At 61.6% G+C, this 1,779-nt stretch carries 1 protein-coding gene; it reads left to right on the top strand.

Translation table 11 applies throughout. The features are described 5' to 3' along the window. Positions 1 to 55: 55 nt before the first annotated feature. Positions 56 to 1,779, top strand: a 1,724-nt coding sequence (gene hrpB / locus B3P58_RS15775; protein ID WP_286718968.1) for an ATP-dependent helicase HrpB, incomplete at its 3' end; no start/stop codon positions are given.

The raw sequence follows: 1,779 nt of genomic DNA, 5'->3' as shown, positions 1-1,779 counted from the left end.
CCGCGTACCACTGGCTCTGTTGCAGGAAAACTGGCTCGGCGGGCAGAAGATTATCATGCTGGAACCCCGTCGCCTGGCCGCCCGTAATGCCGCGCGCTTTATGGCGCAGCAGCTGAATGAAGCGGTTGGTGAAACCGTCGGCTACCGCATCCGGCTGGAGCAAAAGGTATCAGCCGCTACCCGGATTGAGGTGGTCACCGAAGGTATTCTTACCCGCATGCTGCAGGATGATCCTGAGCTTAACGGTGTCGGCCTGATTATTTTCGATGAATTCCACGAGCGTAACCTGCATTCCGACCTGGCGCTGGCACTGGCGCATCAGTGTCAGCAGCTGTTGCGGCCGGAGCTGCGGCTGCTGGTTATGTCCGCCACCCTTGATGCCGACAGCCTCGGCGATAAACTGCAGGCGCCGCTGTTGCACAGCCCGGGCCGTGGTTTTGCGGTCAGTCATTTTTACCGGCCTCTGCCAAACAGTAACGTCCGTCTGGCCGAGCACTGCGCCAGCGTTATCCGTGAAGCCCTCAACGCTCATAACAATGGCGATGTGCTGGCGTTTTTACCCGGTGTCGCCGACATCAGCCGCGTGCAGACACTGCTGCAGGAGACGCTGAGCGGAGTACTGCTTGCCCCCCTTCATGGCCAGCTGAGCGACAGTGAACAGAAAACCGCACTGACCCCCGCGCCCGCGGGCATGCGCAAAGTCATTCTGGCCACCAACATTGCCGAAAGCTCGCTGACCATTGATGGCGTGCGCATCGTGGTGGATTCCGGTCTTGAGCGGAGGATGAGCTTCTCTCCGGCCAGTGGCATCAGCCAACTGCAGACCCGTACTATTTCGCAGGCATCCAGTGTCCAGCGTGCAGGCCGCGCCGGACGTCAGGCAGAAGGCTTCTGCTACCGCTTATGGCGCGAAGAAGAACAAAGCCGGCGCGAGCCCCATATCCGCGCCGAAATTCTGGATGCCGATCTGGCGCCGCTGCTGCTGGAATTACTGTACTGGGGCGCGGATCTTAACGATCTGCTATGGCTTACGCCTCCGCCTGCCGCCAGCCTCAATCAGGCCCGGCAGGTGCTGACTCAGCTGGGGATGCTGCAGCCGGATGCGCCGCTGCGCCTGAACGAACATGGTCAGCGCTGCGCCGCCCTCGGCCTCGAGCCACGCTGGGCCCATGCCCTGCTCTGCGCACAACAGCTGGGTATGGCGGCAAAAGCCTGTGAACTGGTTGCCGTGCTGCAGGAATGGCCTCACCAGCAGCGTCACAGCGATGATGCCGAACGTCTGCTGAGTCAGGCGCACCGCCAGCAAGGCTTATGGAATAACCGCGTACGCCCGCTGGCACAGCGCTGGCAGCGACAGCTGCAGGCAACGCCTGCGACTAGCACTCTGGATAGCAGCCCCGCTCTGGATTGCAGTTTAGTCATCGCCCTCGCTTTCCCCGACCGCATCGCGCAGAAACGCAGCACTAATGCCCAGACTTTTCGCCTAAGCGCTGGCAGCGGCGCCGAACTGCAACATAACAGCGATCTGCACAACGCCGATTATCTGGCCATTGCCGATATCAGCGGCGGTCAGNNCCCGCTGGCACAGCGCTGGCAGCGGCAGCTGCAGGCAACCTCTTCGCCCAATACTCCGGATGGCAGCCCCGACCTGGATTGCAGCCCCGCCCTGGATTGCAGTTTAATCATCGCCCTCGCCTTTCCCGACCGCATCGCGCTGAAACGCAGCGCTAATGCCCAAACGTTTCGTTTGAGCGGTGGCAGCGGCGCCGAACTGCAACA

Source organism: Thalassolituus sp. UBA2009 (assembly GCF_002335285.1).
Lineage (GTDB): Bacteria > Pseudomonadota > Gammaproteobacteria > Pseudomonadales > Oceanobacteraceae > Venatoribacter > Venatoribacter alkanivorans.
This window is presented reverse-complemented; position numbering and strand designations above follow the sequence as displayed.